We start from the raw sequence: 3,227 nt of genomic DNA, 5'->3' as shown, positions 1-3,227 counted from the left end.
CAGAAGGTGCTCGCCGGCGTGCACATGGTCGGCGGCATCCTCCTGCTGCTGCTTCCCGGCCTGGTCGCCGCTCAGGCCGGCGGCGCCGTGCTGGGCCTGATCCTCGTCTACATGCTGTTCTTCATGCCGACCCTCGGGCTGACGAACACGATCGCGTTCCGTCACCTCGGCGGCAACGACAAGCTGTTCCCGTACGTCCGCGTGTTCGGCACCATCGGCTGGATCGTCGCCGGGCTCGGCGTCGGCTGGGCCGGGCTTTCCGCGAGCACCGGCGTCTTCGTCGTCGCGGCCGTCGCGAGCTTCGCCCTCGGCATCTACGCCTTCACGCTGCCCAAGACTCCGCCGACGGGCGGCGGCCGCTTCTCGTTCGGCGACCTCGTGGGCGCCAAGTCGTGGGTGCTGTTCCGTCAGCGCAACTTCGTGATCTTCGGCATCTGCGCGCTGCTGACCACGATCTGCCTGGCCACCTACAACGCCTACGCCGCCCCGTTCCTGGGCGCCCTCGGGATCGAGAACGTCGCCGGAGTCCTCGCGATCGGCCAGATCTCCGAAGTCATCTTCATCGTCACGATCCCGTTCGTGCTCGTGCGGCTCGGCATGAAGTGGGCGCTGCTGGGCGGCATGGTGATGTGGGGCGTCCGTTTCGTCCTCTTCATGCTCGCCGCGGGCGACATGCCGTGGCTCGCCATCGTCGGCATCGCCCTGCACGGCATCTGCAACGACTTCTTCCTCATCCTCGGGGCGATGTACGTCGACCAGGTCGCTCCGGTCGCGCTCAAGGCGCAGGCGCAGAGCTACTTCCTCTTCGTCTCGACCGGCCTGGGCGCGTTCCTCGGATCGCTCGTCGCCGGCCAGGTGTACAACGCGGTCGTGGCACCGTCCGTCGCCTCCGGCGAGAGCGACCTCGGCGCGTGGTCGGCGCTGTGGCTGCTGCCGATCGGCGCCTCGGCCGTCACCGCCGTGCTGTGGATCGTGTTCTTCCGGATGAGCGAGCACCGCGCGACCGAGGCTGCGGTGCTGGCCGACGTCGCCGCCCAGCGCGACATCGCCGCCGAGCGGACGAGCTGACATGCCCCGTCCCTCCGCACCGCTGATGACCCGCGACGAGTTCGCGGACCTCGTGTCGCGCGTGCGCGTCGAACGCCGCAACCCGCCCGCCCCGCGCGCCGTGCGTGACGCCATGGCGCTCGTGACCGAGGGAGTCGTCGTCAGCGCGGCGGAGGGTCCGGCAGAGCCGTCGCTGCCCGCGACTGGCCGCGCTGAGCCGCAGGTGCCACAGCCCTACGCCCTGTCGCGCTGGGTCGACGAGGGAGAGGGCTGGGGTGCCGCGAACCACCGGCTCGAACTCGACATCCACGGTGTCGCATCGATGACGCACATCGACGCCCTCGACCACTTCCGCTGGGAGGACCGAGTGCTCCCCGGCGGCGAGCTCGACGATCTCCGTGCCGGACTCGTCACGCGGGGCGTGCTCATCGACGTGCCGGGCGTGCTCGGCGTCGACGTGGACCCGGGCGATGTCATCACGCGCGCCGAGATCGGCGAGACGCTGCGCCGGCAGGGCGTGGAGCTCCGCCGTGGCGACGCGCTCTACTTCCGCCTCGGCCGCGACGGCGCGCGCTGCGCGCACGCCGATCTCGCCGCCGACCCGATGCCCGGGCTCAGTTTCGAATGCGCGGAGTGGCTCGCCGAGGTGGCGCCGTCGGTCGTCGTGACGGATGCCGGGCTCGACCCGAACCCGAGCGAAGTCGAAGGCGTACCGGTGCCGTGGCACATCCTGCTGCTCGCCGCGCTGGGTGTGCCGCTGGTCGACATGGCCGCGCTCGGCGGGCTGTGCGAGACGGCCGCCCGCCTGAACCGCTACGAGTTCGCCAGCACGATCGCTCCGCTGCCGATCCCCGCATCGTCGGGGTCGCCGGTCAATCCGCTCGCGCTGTTCTGACCCACCGGCCCGACCTGCCGGGGCGGGCCAGGAAGCCGAAGGAGAAGCCGTGACCGACATCGATCTGCACGCCGCACCGTTCCACCTCGACGCCGCCGCAGTCGACTGGGTCGAGCGCACGCTGGCCGGGATGACCGTGGCACAGAAGGTCGGGCAGGTGATGTGCGTGTACCTGCTGCGCCACGACGTGCCGGAATGGATTGACTGGCTGCATGAGCGGGGCATCGAGCCGGGCGGGGTGCTCATGACGATGCGCACCGCCGACGCCGCCGCCCGCGACGCGGCGCTGCTGGACGCCGCGTTCGCCGTACCGCTGCTCGTCGCCGGCAACCTCGAATCCGGCACGGTGAACTTCCTGGCCGGCACCGAGGCGTTCGGCAACCCGATGCAGGTCGGCGCGACCGGCGATGCTGAGCATGCCCGCCGTCTCGCTGTGCACTGCGCCCGCGCGGGCCTTGCCGCCGGCGTGAACTGGGCGTTCGCACCGGTCGTTGACCTGGCGATCTCGCCCGCCAATCCGATCACCAACACCCGGGTCTTCGGTCGCGATCCCGAGCTCGTCGGCCGGCTGGGATCCGCCTACGTGCGCGAGATGGAGGCCCGCGGCATCCCGACGAGCCCCAAGCATTCCCCGGCGACGGTGCAGACGACCGCGACCAGCACCTCGTCACCACCTGCAACGACCTGGACGCCGCCGACTGGGAGGCGCAGTACGGCCACGTGTACCGCGAGGTGATCGACGCCGGAGCGCGCACGATCATGGCCGGGCACATCCGGCAGCGGGCGCTGTCCCGCGCGCTCGTCCCCGGAGTCGCCGATGCCGATATCCTGCCGGCAACGCTCGCGCCGGAACTGCTGCAGGGGGTGCTGCGCAAGCGCCTGGGCTTCAACGGCATGATCGTGACTGACAACTCCGCGATGACCGGGTTCACCGCCGTCATGCCGCGTGCCGAGGGCCTGCCGCGGGCGCTGACCGCCGGCAACGACATGATCCTCGGGAACGTCGACGTCGAGGAGGACTTCGCAATCCTGTGCGGTGCCGCCGGCACAGACGCGCTCCCGATCGATCGTCTCGACGACGCCGTGCGGCGCGTGCTCGGGACCAAGGCATCCGTCGGCATGCACGCGGGGCGAGCGGATGCCGAGCAGCCGGCGCCTGAGATCGAGGATACCTGGCGGTGTGAACTCGCCGCAGCATCCGTCACCGTCACGAAGAACACCGCGGGCATCCTGCCGGTGCGCGCCGAGCCGGGGGAGCGGGTGCTCGTGTACGTGATCGGTGACG

The 3,227-nt window shown here is 70.9% G+C and carries 2 protein-coding genes and 1 pseudogene; all 3 read left to right on the top strand.

What is annotated here, in order from left to right; all coding sequences use genetic code 11:
* Window positions 1-1,068: MFS transporter (locus RIF89_RS12895; protein WP_309069500.1), on the top strand; the 1,068-nt coding region annotated here is incomplete at its 5' end.
* A 1-nt stretch (window position 1,069) separates the two neighbouring features.
* Window positions 1,070-1,942, top strand: a complete 873-nt coding sequence (locus RIF89_RS12890; RefSeq protein ID WP_309067099.1) for a cyclase family protein — start codon at window positions 1,070-1,072, stop codon at window positions 1,940-1,942.
* A gap of 130 nt (window positions 1,943-2,072) precedes the next feature.
* A pseudogene (locus tag RIF89_RS14950) lies at window positions 2,073-3,227 on the top strand (glycoside hydrolase family 3 protein); the annotation flags it as partial.

The sequence above is a fragment of the Microbacterium sp. genome (assembly GCF_031178525.1).
Taxonomy (GTDB): domain Bacteria; phylum Actinomycetota; class Actinomycetes; order Actinomycetales; family Microbacteriaceae; genus Microbacterium.
This window is presented reverse-complemented; position numbering and strand designations above follow the sequence as displayed.